This window comes from Mesorhizobium sp. WSM4904 (assembly GCF_029674545.1).
Lineage (GTDB): Bacteria > Pseudomonadota > Alphaproteobacteria > Rhizobiales > Rhizobiaceae > Mesorhizobium.
Genome location: NZ_CP121354.1, coordinates 4,438,686 through 4,452,708 on the forward strand (window position 1 = coordinate 4,438,686; position 14,023 = coordinate 4,452,708).

Genomic DNA, 14,023 nt, shown 5'->3' on the forward strand with positions numbered 1-14,023 from the left:
GAGAACCCGAATGAACAGCCCTAATCTCGGCTATCGAATGGGCACCGGCGTCCAGGCCGGTGCTGTCTATGACGAGGGCCTGCGCCGCCACATGCTGCGCGTCTACAACTATATGGGCCTTGGCCTCGTCGTCACCGGCCTCGTCGCTTTCGCCGTGGCCTCGACGCCGGCGCTCTATGTGCCGATCTTCTCCAGCCCGCTGAAATGGGTGGTGATGCTGGCGCCGCTCGCCTTCGTCATGATCTTCTCGTTCAAGATGCAGACGATGTCGGCGGCTGGCGCGCAGGCGATGTTCTGGGCCTTCTGCGCCGTGATGGGCCTGTCGCTCGCCTCGGTATTCCTGGTCTTCACCGGTACCAGCATCGCGCGCACCTTCTTCATCGCCGCGACGATGTTCGGCGCCACCAGCCTCTATGGCTACACGACCAGACGCGACCTGACGCAGTTCTCGTCCTTCCTGATCATGGGCCTGATCGGCGTGGTGATCGCAAGCCTCGTCAACCTGTTCCTCGGCTCGACCGCGCTGCAGTTCGCCATCTCGGTGATCGGCATCGCCGTCTTCATCGGTCTGACCGCCTGGGACACACAGACGATCAAGGAGCAGTATGCCGAGAATTTCGACGCGGAATCGCAGCAGAAGCTCGCCGTCTTCGGCGCCTTCTCGCTCTATCTGAACTTCATCAACATCTTCCAGCTGCTGCTGAATTTCACCGGCGAGCGTGAGTAGTCCGGACCGTAGCAGGTAAACATTTCGAACAAAGTTGTGGCCGGAGGTTCCCCCCGGCCACAACTTCTTTTTGGGGCACCGCCATCGCCCTTCCGTTAGACGCGGCGCCACCCGCTTGCTCTTGAGTTCGCGCAGGGCCTTTTGCTAGCCTGCAAGCCGCACACGAGCCAGCCGCGAGGTCGCATGGAACAGGACAGCCTGACACTTCGCGGTGACGGCATCTCGGCAACTATCGTCGGGCAGGGCGCGGAATTGGTTTCCCTGCGCGATGCCGACGGCACGGAGTTCCTGTGGCAGGCAGGCCCTGCCTGGCGGCGCCATTCTCCGGTCCTGTTTCCGATCGTCGGCCGATTGAAGGGCGATCAACTGCGTCATCGCGGCCAGAACTATCCGATGACGCAGCACGGTTTTGCTCGCGACAGGCGCTTTGCCTGGGCGGAGCAGGGGCCTTCCTCCTGCACGCTGGTCCTGACTGACGACGCTGAAACCCGCGGCCACTACCCATTCGCCTTCCGGCTGGCGATAAGCTACAACCTCGCGCCCCGCCGGCTCGGTGTGACGTTCGAGATCACAAACACAGGCGACGAACCGCTACCGGCCTCGATCGGCGCTCACCCGGCCTTCAACTGGCCGCTGCTGCCGGAACTGCCCAAGGAAGCCCATCGACTGACCTTTGCCGACAATGAGCCCGCGCCGATCCGCCGCCTGAAAGACGGGCTTTTGCTCCCGACGCCGCAGCCAACGCCCATCGAAGACAAGGCGCTGGCGCTTTCCGAACGGCTGTTCGATGACGACGCCGTCATTCTGGACCGGCCGGCCAGCACGAGCGTGCGTTACGCCGCCGAGCGGGGGCCGGCGATCGAAATGTCTTGGCAGGGGTTCAACGAGCTGGGCATCTGGTCCAAGCCCGGCGGCGCGCCGTTCCTGTGCATCGAGCCCTGGCATGGCATTGCAAGCCCGGTCGATTTCGACGGCGAATTCGTCGACAAGCCGGGCGTGATGCTGATCGAGCCAGGCGCGAAGCGCACGCTGGCCTACGAGATCGTCCTCGGCCGGGAACCGTAAGGCATGGCCTTCGCGATCAAGGCCGAGGTCAAGGACCCGCGGGCTCAGACGTTCTCATTCGCCGCCCAGAAGACCATGTATGGCGGCAAGCATGTCGCCGAAGGCGACACGATCTTCGTGTTCGCCAGCGAGAACGAAGGCGGGCAGGGGCTTATCGCGCGCGGCGTCGTTACACTCTCCGAAGCCATCCCCCGAAGGCCCGACCTCGAACGCCAGACGCCGCGCGTCAGCATTTCGGTCCGGCACACCGCATCGGCCGCGCGGCGATTGGGCCGAGACGAGCTCAAGCGGTTCAAGGACTGGAAGGACGGTCGGCCCGAGACCGAGCTGAACTTCAAATTCTACCGCCAGGCGACGAACAAGATTGTCGGTATCTCGGATGAGACGGCGGCGTTTCTCGACGAGTTTTTCTAGGGCGCTACGCCACGGACAAATCGATCTCCTTCAATGGATCGCCGCCGTCGATGAAGAACCGGCCATGCGGCTTCAGGGCCGCCTTGATGCGGGTCAGCGCCGCCCAGCCAGTCTCGGGGTGACGCCCGTCGAGCGCGCCGACCCGCATGGCAAAGGCGATATCGAAGAGGGTGTCGCCTGGCAGCAATGTGAAGTCCTCGATCGCTGCCTGCCTGAACTCAAGGCGGCCCGAAGCGATCCCATCTGCCGATCCCGCGCGCGCCAATCGAATTGCCTTTTCCGAGCGATCGATAGCCAGAATGAAGCCGTCGCCGATACGGCCAGCGACAGCGCGAGCGGCAACGCCGGGGCCGCATCCGATCTCCAGGACCCGCAGTCCCGGTTTCAACGGAAGGGCTTCGACGAAAGTGGAGATCCGCTCGGAGATTCCGACTGCCATGGCATAAGTTATGCAATTCGGTTCGTGCTGCACGCAAGCGAGATGGCGCCGAGCGAAATGCTCGTAGGGCAGGGCTCGGGCAGTTTGGCAGGTGAAGTCGAATTCTCGACGCGGAAGAGCCTGGCGCGGCTTTCGTGGACTGCTCGACGCGGTTCGTTGTAGACGTTCCGACCGACTGATTTGAAGGAGACGCAACATGGACCGGTTCACGGGCGGCTGCCTGTGCGGCAACGTCCGGATCGTGGCGTCGGGTCGGCCGTATCGGGTCGGCATCTGTCACTGTCTCGACTGCCGCAAGCATCATGGCGCGCTTTTTTATGCCGCGGCGATCTTCCCTCAGGACGCGGTGACGATCGAGGGCGAGACGCGCGACTATGCCGGTCGGTTTTTCTGTCCGCGCTGCGGCTCGTCCGTTTTCGCCCGCACCGCGGACGAGATCGAAGTGCATCTCGGCTCACTGGATGCTCCAGACCAGCTCACGCCGACCTATGAAAGCTGGATCATCCGTCGAGAGTCGTGGCTGCCGCCATTTCCGGTTACGAAACGGTACGAGCGCGATCGTGAAGCCAAAAGCCGCGTCGAGGAATCGGCCGCACCATTTGGCCGGCCTTCACTCCGGAAGACCGGCCTTGCGGAAGCCGTCGACGAAATGGGCGAGCGTTGCGTCGTCGCGGAACGGTTCCGTTGCAACCCAGTAGCCGGTACTGAAATGCGGATTGCTGACGAGGAACAGGTCGACCTCCGCGCGCGCCTCGTCGAGCCGGCCAAGCTGGGCCAGGCTTGCCGCCAGGAAACGGCGTGAGCTGGTCCGGTACGTTTCGTCCCTGCGCAGCGTCTCGACGGCGCCTTCGTAGTCGCCGGCGGCATATTGCGCCTGGCCGAGCGTCAGATAGTACCAGCTTGGCGGAAACGGGTTCAGCCGGAACGCCTTGCGAATGTGCTCTAGGCTTTCGTCGACCCGCCCGGCCAGCACCTCGATGTCGGACATTGTCGCCCAGGTGTCGGCTTCGTTCGGGTCTAGCTCGATCGCCTTCGCGAACTCCGCGTCCGCCTCGTCGAAGCGGCGCTCATAGGCCAGCAGGTTGGCGAGCACCCAGCGGCAGCCGGCATCGTTGGGATCGATCGTCACGGCTTTGTGCGCCAGTTCCAGAGCGATGCTGCGCGCGGGCTCGATAGGCTGGCCCCAGTGCACCCATCCCATCCAGTGGTTCATTGCAAGCCAGCGATGGGCCTCGGCATAGTCCGGATCGAGCGAAACCGCGCGCGTCAGCATCAGATGCGCTTCCCGCGCCGTTTGCGGCGAATCGTCGATCAGTTTTCGCGCCCGCACGCACAGATCATAGGCTTCGAGATTTTTGGGCCGGTTGCGCGGCGGCGGGGCGCGCAGCCTGCCGAGCAATGCCTCCACGATCTTGGCTGTCACTTCGTCCTGGACGGTGAAGATATCTTCCAGGCTGCGATCGAAGCGTTCCGCCCACAGGTGTTCGCCGCTGGCGGCATCGACCAGCTGGGCATTGATGCGCACGCGCCCGGCCGCGCGTCTTGCGCTGCCTTCGAGCAGGTAGCGCACGCCAAGTTCCCGCGCGATATCGCGCACGTCCATCGCCTTTCCCTTGTAGGCAAAGGCAGAATTGCGGGCGATGACGAAAAGACCGGAAATCCTGGAGAGGTCGGTGGTGAGGTCTTCCGCCAGCCCGTCCGCGAAGGAATCCTGCTCGGGATCGTTGCTGAGATTGACGAAGGGCAGCACGGCGATCGATGGCTTGTCGGGCAGCGGCAAGGGCTTTCGCACCGCGCCGCCGAGCTGTTCGATGGCCCCTGTGAAGCGGTAGCCGACGCGCGGAACCGTGGCGATCCATTCACTGCCGTCTGCTGCCGGACCAAGCAGTTTCCTGAGCTGCGCGATCTGGACGGTGAGGTTGCCTTCCTCGACGGCCGTGCCTTGCCAAGCTGCATCCATCAACTCGGTCTTGGTCAGGATTTCGCCAGGGCGTTCGACGAACGCGGCAAGCAGTTTTATCCCGCGATAGCCCGCGGAGACGGGAATATCGTTCCGCTGAAGCGTTCCCGCGGCTGAATCAAGTACGTACGGACCAAAGGCAAAGCGCGATCCCTGCATGCGCCGCATCTATAGCCGATTTGGAAGTTTTGAGAACTATTTGGACGGGCTTAATTACGACGCGTTTCGCATCCTGCAGAATTCAACCTCTTTCAGGTCGAAGGCCTCCGGGCACTCAACCATCAGGAGGTTGCCATGAACGACATTTTTGCCTCGGCGCCGCATCAGGCGGTGTGCACGCGCAAGGCCGCGAGGCCGGACGCGTCGTCTCGGCGCTACAGTCTCGAGACCCTGCGAAGCGCCATCGCGAGTTGGCGCGAACAGACGCACTTCCGCTGGGAACTCAAGCGCATATCGAGGGACAATCCGCATCTGATCGACGACATCGGTTTGACGCGACGGCAGGTCGAAGAAGAGATCGCCAAGCTGCCCTTCTGGCAACGATAGAGGCGAATGCCACAAGGACCATCGTTGCGCTTGCCGTATAGGGCAGGGAGGTTGCCCCTGCATCTCGATGCGGCCGTCCAGACGGCCACAATAGGAAACCCTGTGGCCGTCATATCAGGCTCGTTTTCAAACCTGCCGGACGACGGCGCCGATCACGTTGACGAGAAGCCGTGCGGCTGTCAGCGCCGACAGGCCGTCGATGTCAGCGGGAGGATAGAGCTCGACAAGGTCAAATCCCGCGATGCTGGCCCGTTTGCCGAGGCCCGAGATCAGGTCGATCGCCTGCGTGTAGGTGAGGCCGCCGGGCGTTCGCGCCGCAACGCCGGGCATGACGGAGGGATCGAGGCCGTCGCAGTCGAGGGTAACGACGACCCGCGCGCCTTCCGGTATATGGCGGAGAGCCGCTTCGATGCCCTCGGCGTGTATCTCGCGGGCGGTCACGAAGCGGCTGCCATAGCGCCGCGCCGCTTCGATTTCGCCGAGGCGTGCGCTGCCGACGCTGCGCAGGCCGACCTGGACCATTCCTGCGACATGCGGCATCTCGCTCGCCCGGCGCATCGGGCTCGAATAGCCGTAGCGCTCGCCATACACCTCGTCGCGCCAGTCGATATGGGCGTCGATCTGCAGTATCCAGACCGGCCCGTGATCGACAAAGCCGCCAAGGAACGGGATGACCACGGAATCGTCGCCGCCAAGCAGGATCGGCACGGCCGGCAACGCCAGGATCTCACGCGTCTTCGCCCCGATCCGCGCACGGTTGCCGGCATTGTCATGCATGATGGTCGAGATGTCGCCGGCATCGACGCAGCAGACCGGCTTGCCGTCGAACAGCGGGCCGCCGAGATCGAAATCCCAGTGTTCCAGGAGAGGGGCGTCGTCCCGGCTGGCGGCGCGGATGGCATCGGCGGCGAGACAATAGCCGCTGCTATCCTTGCCGGGATAGGTGCTGCCGTGACCGGCTCCGAAGATCACCGCACGGGGCACGCGGCCATCGGCGAGGCGGTCGGGAAAGCCGAGAAAGGAAGGCGAGACAGTCATTTTCTGAATGCTTTCATTGTTGCGGCAGCTTGGCGCAGCGCAGTTGCTTCGGCCGGGAGTTTTGCGACAATTCGCATCTCGCGCAACACAGTGGGGCTACAGCGATAAAAAGCTTTCTGATGCTGGCGGTTTACGGGTTGCTCCTTGCCATCTTGTCGCCTGCGGTGGCCGAGGAGAAACTACGCGCTTCGGACAAGGCGGCACTTGCCGAGTGCCTGAAGTATGTCGGCGATTTTCGGGGCGACGTGCCCGGGATGAACGACACGCCGACGATGGATGCTAGAGCTGGTTTCGCTGCCGCATAGAATCTGAAGTGATCCCAGGACTGAACAACGGTGCTTGCAGATGACAAAGCTTGAAAAACCTGTCGTGCACGTGGTCTTCAACATGTCGGCGGCAGGCAGCCTCAGGCAGGCATTGGCTGACATGGGTGTCAAAGAAAAGGTCATCGTCGGCCTACCGGACGACCTAAGCTTTGGACCTGTCGACCCGCCAGCGTTCGATATTCGGGCCCGATGGGTGGAAGACATGCTTGGGTTCGACAGTTGGCAGGATCTCGAGCAACGTTCCGATCTTTTCTGGAAACGGGCAACGGGCAGGGGCATCGCCCCAGTCGCATGGGTATGCCGGCGAAACGCAATGGAATTTGCCGGTTTCCTGGAATTCGTTTCCCGGGTCGGCGCTCATCCGTTCCGAGTGGTCGACATAACCGAGGTCGAATTCGCTCCCGATCGTTCGGAGTCGACATCCTGGCGGACAATATCGTTCGGGGTTGTGCCATCACATAGCATTGTCAGAACACGGCTCTTGGAACGTCAGACGACGTTGTCCGGACAGGAGTTGCAGGCTTATCGCGACTTATGGAAAAGGCTTCGTGCCGAGAACGCACCTTTTCGCGTCGTTTCCGACCACGGTCTTCAGTCAGCGCCGATCACATATTTCGACAAAGCCATCGTGACGCATGTGACAAATGATTGGCGCAAGTGCAGTTACGTCGTCGCCAATTGCCTTGGTGCACTCTGGGACGATGGCACTTACTGCGGCGATCTCGTCCTCTGGTCGCGGGTCCGGGCGCTTGCGGATGAAGGCGTGTTTGAAATGGAGGGTGACGGCGTGCGGATGCGCAACAGCTCCGTGCGGCTGGCGAGCAGGGCTGTGTGACATCGCGCCATCGGCATCCGTTGCCATATCAGAAAGTCGCATAAGATAGATTATGGAACTATCGCATCGAACCGGAACCGGGAATTGCTCCGGTTTCGCGCTCGCACAGGAAACGCGTGCGGTTGCCCTGAGGAGACGGCGACCATCGTGGGCGATGTGCAATCCGTCTCCATCAAGAATGGCCGGGAGCCGCGGCGCGGGTTGTCAGCCAAGCGGGGCGCGCGTCCAGACCTGCGCGTCATCAGGAACTATATGAGAAAACATCTCTATCGTTCTGACTCGTAAGCGATTTCTATCGTCATGCCGTCATAGGCCGGTACCACATGCTCTGGTGTCTCGACCATCACCGTGGCGTAATCCAGCGGAACATGCATATGCGTCAAGACGGCGCTCTTCGGAGCCAGCTTCTCGATCCAGCCCAATGCTTGGCCAAGCGACAGATGGCTCGGATGCGTGTTGTACTGCAGCGCGTCGATCACCAGCACGTCAAGGCCTTGCAGCCGTTCCGCAGTGGCAGCCGGGAAGTCGCTGATATCCGGGCAATAGGCTAGCCCGCCGATTCGGAAGCCCAGTGAGATGATGTCGCCATGGATCTGCGGCAGCGGCTCAAGGGCGAGGGGGCCCCCCTCGCCTTCGACCACGACCGGCCTGGCATGGTCGATGAGATGCGGCTTCACGATCGGCGGATACGAGCTGCCGGGCGGCGTCTCGAAGCAATAGCCGAACGCCTGCCGCAGCCGTCCCATCGTCGGCTCGTCGGCATGAATGTCGATGCGGTGCCGCTGCTCGTGCACATAGCCGCGCAGGTCGTCGATGCCGTGGATGTGGTCGGCATGCGGATGGGTATAGACAACGGCGTCGATACGCCTGACCGAGGCCAGCAGCATCTGCTCGCGGAAATCCGGTCCGGTGTCGATGACGACCGTGGTGCGTCCGCCATTGGCAGCGATCCGCTCGACCAGGGCGGCCGTGCGCATGCGCCGGTTCCTCGGATTCTTGGGGTCGCAATTGCCCCAGTCACCGGTGATGCGCGGCGTACCGGGCGACGAGCCGCAGCCGAGAATGGTGAGGCGCAGCCGGTCGCTCATGTCTCAACCGGCCGCCATGTCCGGACGCGGCATCTTGGTGAACAGCCTGAAGACGTTCTCGGTGGTGATGTCGGCGATCTCCGCCTCGCTGACGCCGATGGTTTCGGCCAGCACCTTCGCCGTGTTCGCCACATAGGCGGGCTCGTTGCGTTTTCCACGGTGCGGGATTGGCGCAAGGTAGGGCGCGTCGGTCTCGACCAGGAGCCGATCGCGCGGGACGTCCGCGGCGATGGCGCGCAACTCGGCCGAGTTCTTGAAGGTCAGGATGCCCGAGAAGGAGACATAACCGCCCAACGTCACGCCGACGTCCGCCAGCCTGCGCCCGGACGAAAAGCAATGCAGAATGAAGGGGAAAGCGCCCTTCCCTGTTTCGTCCTCGAGGATCGCCGCCATGTCGTCGTCGGCGTCTCGCGAATGGATGACCAGCGGCAGGCCGGTCCGGCGCGCGGCGGCGATATGGGTGCGGAAGCCTTGCGCCTGCGCCTCGCGCGGCGCGCGGTCGTAGAAATAGTCGAGCCCGGCTTCGCCGATCGCCACCACCTTGGGATGGCTGGAAAGCCGCACCAGCTCGTCGGCGGTGACATCGAGCTCTTCCGCCGCCTGATGCGGATGGGTGCCGACCGAGCAATAGACTTCATTGAAGGCTTCAGCTATTTCAAGGACTTGCTGAAAGCACCTCACTCGCGTCGAGATCGTCACCATGCGGCCGACCCCCGCCGCCAGGGCGCGGGCGACTATTGTCCCCCGCTCCTCGGCGAAGTCCGGAAAGTCGAGATGGCAATGGCTGTCGACAAGCATCACGCTTTGGTGTCCTGCTCGACGTAACGCGGAAACACGCCTTCGGGTGCCGGCAAGGCGGCGCCGGGCACAAGCGCATGCTCCGCATGGACATGCTTGAAGTTGCGTTTGTCCGCCGGCACGGCCAGGAGCTCGAGCAGCTTCGCCGCCGACCCCGGAATGAAGGGCTGGCAGAGCACCGTCACCCGCCGCACGACCTCGGCCGTCGTCCACAGCACCGTCTCCATGCGCTCAGGATCTGTCTTTCGCAACGCCCAGGGCTCCTGGGACGCGAAATAGCGGTCGGCTTCGGCCACCACGCCGAAGATCGCCGCCAGCGCCAGATGGATGCCCTGCTCCGCCATTGCCCTGCGCGCGACGACAAGCGCCTCAACCGCCTGGTCGAGGATCGCCCGGTCGGCTTCGGCCAACTCGCCGCGCCTCGGCACCGCGCCGCCGCAGTTCTTGGCGATCATCGACAGCGAGCGCTGTGCCAGATTGCCGAGCCCATTGGCGAGATCGGCGTTGGTGCGGTTGACGATCGCTTCGTGGCTGTAGTTGCCGTCCTGACCGAACGGCACCTCGCGCAAGAAGAAATAGCGCACCTGGTCGACACCGTAATGCTCGGCCATGGTGAACGGGTCGATGACGTTGCCGACCGACTTCGACATCTTCTCGCCCCGGTTGAACAGGAAGCCGTGACCGAAGACGCGCTTCGGCAGCGGGATTCCCGCCGACATCAGGAAGGCCGGCCAGTAGATGGCGTGGAAGCGCACGATGTCCTTGCCGATGATATGCGCATCGGCTGGCCAAAAACGCCATTTCTCAGCATTTTCATCGGGATAACCGACACCGGTGATGTAGTTGGTCAAGGCGTCGACCCACACATACATCACGTGCTTCTCGTCGCCAGGCACCGGCACGCCCCAGTCGAAGGTGGTGCGCGAGATCGACAGGTCCTTCAGGCCCGACTTGACGAACCTCATCACCTCGTTGCGGCGCTCGGCCGGGCCGATGAAATCGGGCTGGTTTTCGTAAAGCGCGATCAGCTTGTCCTGATAGGCCGACAGCCGGAAGAAATAGCTCTCTTCCTCGACCCACTCGACGGGCGTTCCCTGCGGCCCGTAGCGCACGTTGTCGTCGCGGACCTCGGTCTCTTCCTCGCCGTAATAGGCTTCGTCACGCACCGAATACCAGCCGGCATAGCCGCCCTTGTAGATGTCGCCATTGGCGGCCATCGCCTTCCAGATCGCCTGCGAGGAGGCGTAGTGCCGCTCTTCGGTGGTGCGGATGAAATCGTCGTTCGAGGCGTTGAGCGCGCTCGCCATGCGCTTGAACTCGGCTGCGTTGCGGTCGGCGAGCTCGCGCGGCGAAATACCTTCCTTCCGCGCCGTCTGCAGCATCTTGATACCGTGCTCGTCAGTGCCGGTCAGGAAGTAGACGTCCTTGCCGTCGAGCCGCTGGAAGCGGGCAAGCGCGTCGGTGGCGATCAGTTCGTAGGCATGGCCGATATGCGGCTTGCCGTTCGGGTAGGAGATCGCGGTCGTGATGTAGAATGTGTCGCGTGACATGAATGAACCGTCATGAATGTCTGAATGTGAGTTGTGGCGGTGGATAAACTATCGGCATGGCGATTGCCATCCCGAGGCCGATGCATGCCGCCCAAAAGTGGCCCCGGTTTTGGGCAACGGCATGCATCAAAACAAACCGTCACATTCGCATCACAGAATTCAGCCGGTCGATCATGGTCAGGGCGTGCTGCTTCTTGTCGAGATTGTAGGTCTCGGCCTCAGATATCGTGTTCAGGGCCTCGTGCCAAGCCTCGGACAGCGTTTTGGCCCTGGCGAGGTCGCCGGCCAAAGCCGCTTCGCTGGCCGCCGCCGACAGAAGGTCGAGCGCGCGGCGGTTGAAGATATCGAACTGGATCGCCTGGTCGCGCCCGGCCACGGCCTCGGCGAGACGGTGGGCGCCGGCAATGTCGGGCTTCTGCGCCGCCACCAGGGCATCGAGCGCGCCGGCGATCTCCAGCCCGCCATATTGGGTCAGCAGGATCGCGTTGCGGGCGCTGCCCCCTGCCCGCTCGGCCAGCGCCGCGCGCGCCGCCGGATCGTCCGGCGGTGGCGGCTCGACATTTTCCAGCACCGCCATCAGCTCGTCCGGCGCAAGCGGCGTCAGCCTCACCATCTGGCAGCGCGACCGGATCGTCGGCAAAAGGCTGCCCGGCGCATGCACGATCAGGATGAACAGGGTGCGCGCCGGCGGCTCCTCAAGATTCTTGAGCAACGCATTGGCGGCATTGATGTTCATGTCGTCGGCCGGATCGACGATGACGACGCGGTAGCTGCCGTCATGCGAGGTCATCGACAGGAAGCGGCTGACCTTGCGGATCTCGTCGACGGTGAGCACCGTCTTGAAGCTCTTGGTCTTGTCGTTGGCCGGACGCGTCAGATGCAGAACCGAAGGATGCGCACCGGTGGCGATCTGGCGAAACAGCGACGACGCCGGATCGGGAACCGCCAGCGCTTCTGGCGCTGCGGCAAAATCCGGATGCTTGAGAAGATGATGCGCCAGATGGAAGGCAAGCGTTGCCTTGCCGATACCGTGCGGCCCGGCCAGGATCAATGCATGCGGCAGCTTGCCGGCGCGGTAGGCTGCCGCAAGCATGCCTGCTGCCTGCGCATGGCCGACAAGCCGCGGCGTCTCCGACGGCTCGGGAACGCCGTCCAGCGTGTCATGCTGTTCGGGGGCGATGCGTTCGAAGATCATGCCGGCGCCGTCTGCTTCCTCTGCGCCGGGATCCGCTTTTCCAGCACTGCGAACACGGCCGCCGTGATGACGTTTTCCACCGTTTCGGGGTCGGCCGACGCATCGATGACGATGCAGCGATCCGGCTCCGCCTCGGCGATCGCCAGGTAAGCCTCGCGCCGGCGCTGGTGGATGGCTAAAGTCTCCTTCTCGAAGCGGTCAGCGCTGTCGCCCGCGCCGCGACGTGCGGCGGCGCGTTTCAGGCCTTCGGCCGGATCGATGTCGAAGATCAGCGTCATGTCGGGAACCATGCCGTTGATCGCGACCGCTTCCAGCGCTTCCATGAAATCCGGGTCGAGCCCGCCGGTGACGCCCTGATAGACGCGGGAGGAATCGATGAAGCGGTCGCAGAGCACGATCGTGCCGCGTTCGACCGCCGGCCGGATCACCTGCTCGACATGGTCGGAGCGCGCGGCGGCGAAAAGGATCGCCTCCATCTTCGGGCCGAAGGGTTCGGCGGCGCCGGACAGAAGCACATGTCTCACCGCCTCAGCGCCCGGCGAGCCGCCCGGCTCGCGCGTCACCAGAACCTCATACTTCTTGGCGCGCATGCGCCGTGCCAGCCGCTCGATCTGCGTCGACTTGCCGGCTCCTTCGCCGCCTTCGAAGGTGATGAAAAATCCGCTCGCCAATCGAGAATGCCTTCGCCCGTGCTGGCCGCTGTCATAGCTCCCGACCGACAAAAGGTCCACGAGCCTGCCCGATCACAAATGTTTCTGACGCAGCCAGCCGACAGCCAGTTCCTTGGCGGCGTCAAGCGCACGCTGCGGCAGCGTGCCGACCTTCACCGACTCGGCGGCGAAAAGCGGCGTCTGCTGGCTGAGCGTGTCGCCTATCCAAACGCGCAACTCCCCGACCGGTTGCCCCTCTTCCACCGGCGCTGCCACCGGACCATTGTAAACGATCCTGGCCGTCAGCTTGTCGCGGTTGGTTATCGGCAGGAAGATGTCCACCGGCCCCTTGGCTTTCAAGGCCACGCCGGATTTGGCGCCCCCGAAAACCTCGGCTTCGCCGACAACCTCGCCCTTGGCGAAGATCTCCGTCTTCTGGAACGAACGCGATCCCCAGTCGAGCAGCTTGCGCGCCTCTTCGGAGCGTTCCCGGTCGCTCGCCAGCCCGCTGAGCGCCGCGATCACGCGAATGCCGTTATGGCTGACCGTGCCGACGATGCCAAAGCCGGCGGTCTCGCTGGCCCCGGCGACAAAGCCGTCGGCATCGATGCCCATGGTCAGGAGCGGATTGCGGTTCCTCTGGGAGATCTTGTTCCAGGTGAAGTCGGGCTGCCCGTAATAGTGGAAGAACTCCGGATAGTCGCGCCAGATATGCAGCGCCAGCATCGTCAGTTCCCGCACCGTCGTCTGCTGGCCGTCTGCCGGCAGCCCGGTCGAGTTGACGAAGGTCGACTTTTGCAGGCCGATCTCGCGGGCGCGCTCCGTCATCTGCGCGGCGAAATTGGCTTCCGAGCCGGCCATGCCTTCGGCAAGCACGATGCAACCGTCATTGGCTGCCTGCACGGTCACGCCCTGGATCAGATCCTCGACGCGGACCGCGGACTTGAGCTTGGCGAACATGGTCGAGGTTCCGGACGGCGCGCCGCCCGTGCGCCAGGCGTTTTCGCTGACCACGAAGGTGTCGTCGAGCGTGATCCGCTTCGATTTGACGGCGTTGAAGACCACCTCCATCGTCATCAGCTTGGCCATCGACGCCGGCGGAATAGGCTTGTCCGCATCCTTGGCGAAAAGCACCGTCCCGGTATCGGCATCGATCATGAAGGCCTGGACCGCCTTGGTCTCGAAAAGCTGTGCGCTCGCCGGGCCAAGGCAAAGCAGCAAAAGGGCCAGTCCCAACGAACCGGCGAACGGCGAAAAGAAGCGCAATTGCATGAAGTCTCGACCCCCAAGCAATCCCAGGAAAAGTGCGCAGCGGGTTTCCGTCCGGAATTGCGCAAAAAATCGTCCGGCCAAGCTAGCAGGGTTTTTTCCGACGGATCAACCGAGCCTGCG

At 63.3% G+C, this 14,023-nt stretch carries 15 protein-coding genes and 1 pseudogene; 7 read left to right on the forward strand and 9 right to left on the reverse strand.

Features of this window, described 5'->3' with window-relative positions; translation table 11 throughout:
• Window positions 1-10 precede the first annotated feature (10 nt).
• From QAZ47_RS21345 to QAZ47_RS21355, 3 genes are all read left to right on the forward strand, one after another.
• The gene (locus QAZ47_RS21345; protein WP_278230625.1) at window positions 11-727 is read left to right on the forward strand and encodes a Bax inhibitor-1/YccA family protein; all 717 of its coding nucleotides are present in this window, start codon (window positions 11-13) and stop codon (window positions 725-727) included.
• A gap of 183 nt (window positions 728-910) precedes the next feature.
• Window positions 911-1,792 (forward strand): aldose 1-epimerase family protein, encoded by an 882-nt coding sequence (locus QAZ47_RS21350; RefSeq protein WP_278230626.1) that lies wholly within the window; start codon window positions 911-913, stop codon window positions 1,790-1,792.
• A 3-nt stretch (window positions 1,793-1,795) separates the two neighbouring features.
• Window positions 1,796-2,206, forward strand: coding sequence for a hypothetical protein (locus tag QAZ47_RS21355; protein ID WP_278230627.1), 411 nt, complete (start codon window positions 1,796-1,798; stop codon window positions 2,204-2,206).
• Window positions 2,207-2,210: 4 nt separating this feature from the next.
• On the opposite strand, the gene QAZ47_RS21360 is transcribed toward QAZ47_RS21355, so the two are convergent.
• Window positions 2,211-2,843 (reverse strand): methyltransferase domain-containing protein, encoded by a 633-nt coding sequence (locus QAZ47_RS21360; RefSeq protein WP_278230628.1) that lies wholly within the window; start codon window positions 2,841-2,843, stop codon window positions 2,211-2,213.
• Here QAZ47_RS21360 and QAZ47_RS21365 point away from each other — a divergent pair.
• Window positions 2,842-3,231: pseudogene (locus tag QAZ47_RS21365) on the forward strand (GFA family protein); the annotation flags it as partial. The gene QAZ47_RS21360 and the pseudogene QAZ47_RS21365 overlap by 2 nt on opposite strands.
• A 24-nt stretch (window positions 3,232-3,255) precedes the next feature.
• Here the strand turns inward: QAZ47_RS21365 and QAZ47_RS21370 are convergent.
• The gene (locus tag QAZ47_RS21370) at window positions 3,256-4,773 is read right to left on the reverse strand and encodes a winged helix-turn-helix domain-containing protein (protein ID WP_278230629.1); all 1,518 of its coding nucleotides are present in this window, start codon (window positions 4,771-4,773) and stop codon (window positions 3,256-3,258) included.
• Between the two features lie 126 nt (window positions 4,774-4,899).
• Between QAZ47_RS21370 and QAZ47_RS21375 the strand changes: the two genes are divergently transcribed.
• A complete protein-coding gene (locus tag QAZ47_RS21375; RefSeq protein ID WP_278230630.1) occupies window positions 4,900-5,151 on the forward strand; it encodes a DUF1127 domain-containing protein in 252 nt (83 codons plus the stop codon).
• A 126-nt stretch (window positions 5,152-5,277) separates the two neighbouring features.
• Here the strand turns inward: QAZ47_RS21375 and QAZ47_RS21380 are convergent, their stop codons facing one another.
• Window positions 5,278-6,189 (reverse strand): agmatinase, encoded by a 912-nt coding sequence (locus QAZ47_RS21380; RefSeq protein ID WP_278230631.1) that lies wholly within the window; start codon window positions 6,187-6,189, stop codon window positions 5,278-5,280.
• Between the two features lie 29 nt (window positions 6,190-6,218).
• Between QAZ47_RS21380 and QAZ47_RS21385 the strand changes: the two genes are divergently transcribed.
• Window positions 6,219-6,494, forward strand: a complete 276-nt coding sequence (locus tag QAZ47_RS21385) for a hypothetical protein (protein WP_278230632.1) — start codon at window positions 6,219-6,221, stop codon at window positions 6,492-6,494.
• Between the two features lie 40 nt (window positions 6,495-6,534).
• Entirely contained in the window at window positions 6,535-7,350 is an 816-nt protein-coding gene (locus QAZ47_RS21390; protein ID WP_278230633.1) for a DUF3658 domain-containing protein, read from the forward strand.
• Window positions 7,351-7,616: 266 nt separating this feature from the next.
• Here QAZ47_RS21390 and QAZ47_RS21395 read toward each other — a convergent pair whose 3' ends face one another.
• The 6 genes from QAZ47_RS21395 to QAZ47_RS21420 form a co-directional block, all read right to left on the reverse strand.
• On the reverse strand, window positions 7,617-8,438 hold the full coding sequence (locus QAZ47_RS21395; RefSeq protein WP_278230634.1) for an MBL fold metallo-hydrolase: 822 nt from the start codon (window positions 8,436-8,438) through the stop codon (window positions 7,617-7,619).
• A 3-nt stretch (window positions 8,439-8,441) separates the two neighbouring features.
• Complete coding sequence (locus tag QAZ47_RS21400; protein ID WP_278233840.1) at window positions 8,442-9,236, reverse strand: TatD family hydrolase; 795 nt, start codon at window positions 9,234-9,236, stop codon at window positions 8,442-8,444.
• Complete coding sequence (gene metG, locus QAZ47_RS21405; RefSeq protein ID WP_278230635.1) at window positions 9,236-10,786, reverse strand: methionine--tRNA ligase; 1,551 nt, start codon at window positions 10,784-10,786, stop codon at window positions 9,236-9,238. The genes QAZ47_RS21400 and metG overlap by 1 nt, the downstream gene beginning before the upstream one ends.
• A gap of 139 nt (window positions 10,787-10,925) precedes the next feature.
• Window positions 10,926-11,981 carry a DNA polymerase III subunit delta' gene (locus tag QAZ47_RS21410; RefSeq protein ID WP_278230636.1) on the reverse strand — a complete coding sequence of 352 codons (1,056 nt, stop codon included), beginning with the start codon at window positions 11,979-11,981 and terminating at the stop codon, window positions 10,926-10,928.
• Entirely contained in the window at window positions 11,978-12,652 is a 675-nt protein-coding gene (tmk, locus tag QAZ47_RS21415) for a dTMP kinase (protein WP_278230637.1), read from the reverse strand. The genes QAZ47_RS21410 and tmk overlap by 4 nt, the downstream gene beginning before the upstream one ends.
• 72 nt (window positions 12,653-12,724) lie before the next feature.
• Window positions 12,725-13,903 (reverse strand): D-alanyl-D-alanine carboxypeptidase family protein, encoded by a 1,179-nt coding sequence (locus QAZ47_RS21420; protein WP_278230638.1) that lies wholly within the window; start codon window positions 13,901-13,903, stop codon window positions 12,725-12,727.
• Window positions 13,904-14,023: the final 120 nt, after the last annotated feature.

Coding starts and splice junctions, on each gene's coding strand:
- QAZ47_RS21345 (WP_278230625.1), top strand. CDS start 11: ATGAACAGCCCTAATCTCGGCTATCGAATGGGCACCGGCGTCCAGGCC.
- QAZ47_RS21350 (WP_278230626.1), top strand. CDS start 911: ATGGAACAGGACAGCCTGACACTTCGCGGTGACGGCATCTCGGCAACT.
- QAZ47_RS21355 (WP_278230627.1), top strand. CDS start 1,796: ATGGCCTTCGCGATCAAGGCCGAGGTCAAGGACCCGCGGGCTCAGACG.
- QAZ47_RS21360 (WP_278230628.1), bottom strand. CDS start 2,843: ATGTTGCGTCTCCTTCAAATCAGTCGGTCGGAACGTCTACAACGAACC.
- QAZ47_RS21370 (WP_278230629.1), bottom strand. CDS start 4,773: ATGCGGCGCATGCAGGGATCGCGCTTTGCCTTTGGTCCGTACGTACTT.
- QAZ47_RS21375 (WP_278230630.1), top strand. CDS start 4,900: ATGAACGACATTTTTGCCTCGGCGCCGCATCAGGCGGTGTGCACGCGC.
- QAZ47_RS21380 (WP_278230631.1), bottom strand. CDS start 6,189: ATGACTGTCTCGCCTTCCTTTCTCGGCTTTCCCGACCGCCTCGCCGAT.
- QAZ47_RS21390 (WP_278230633.1), top strand. CDS start 6,535: ATGACAAAGCTTGAAAAACCTGTCGTGCACGTGGTCTTCAACATGTCG.
- QAZ47_RS21395 (WP_278230634.1), bottom strand. CDS start 8,438: ATGAGCGACCGGCTGCGCCTCACCATTCTCGGCTGCGGCTCGTCGCCC.
- QAZ47_RS21400 (WP_278233840.1), bottom strand. CDS start 9,236: ATGCTTGTCGACAGCCATTGCCATCTCGACTTTCCGGACTTCGCCGAG.
- metG (WP_278230635.1), bottom strand. CDS start 10,786: ATGTCACGCGACACATTCTACATCACGACCGCGATCTCCTACCCGAAC.
- QAZ47_RS21410 (WP_278230636.1), bottom strand. CDS start 11,981: ATGATCTTCGAACGCATCGCCCCCGAACAGCATGACACGCTGGACGGC.
- QAZ47_RS21420 (WP_278230638.1), bottom strand. CDS start 13,903: ATGCAATTGCGCTTCTTTTCGCCGTTCGCCGGTTCGTTGGGACTGGCC.